The sequence below is a fragment of the Vibrio sp. SG41-7 genome (assembly GCF_014164465.1).
Lineage (GTDB): Bacteria > Pseudomonadota > Gammaproteobacteria > Enterobacterales > Vibrionaceae > Vibrio > Vibrio splendidus.
In genome coordinates, this window is the sequence record NZ_JACJFF010000424.1 from 1 (window position 1) to 257 (window position 257).

1 protein-coding gene is annotated in these 257 nt (G+C 46.7%); it reads right to left on the bottom strand.

The annotated features are described in order from the left end of the window. A partial coding sequence (locus H5300_RS27455) for a transposase (protein WP_182797411.1) occupies positions 1-257 on the bottom strand: 257 nt, incomplete at both ends.

Here is a 257-nt window from a genome sequence, read left to right on the forward strand (position 1 = left end):
CGGTCTGCGGCTATCCAGTTATAGCTTGGGCACTGGTCGCTAACCACAATGCCTGCATAGTCTTCATCGATGACCTTTTTCGCTGAGGAAGATGAGCGTGAATAGAGTATTTGTTCATAGACAAGATCATCGCTGGCCACTAACCAACACCAACGAAGGCTTTGCTCATCATTTCGGTGATGAGAGGTTTCGTCGGCATGAATCAAAGGTGCCTTCTTTAACGCTTGTTTGATTGCTTGATGCAATGGAGTCAGCAT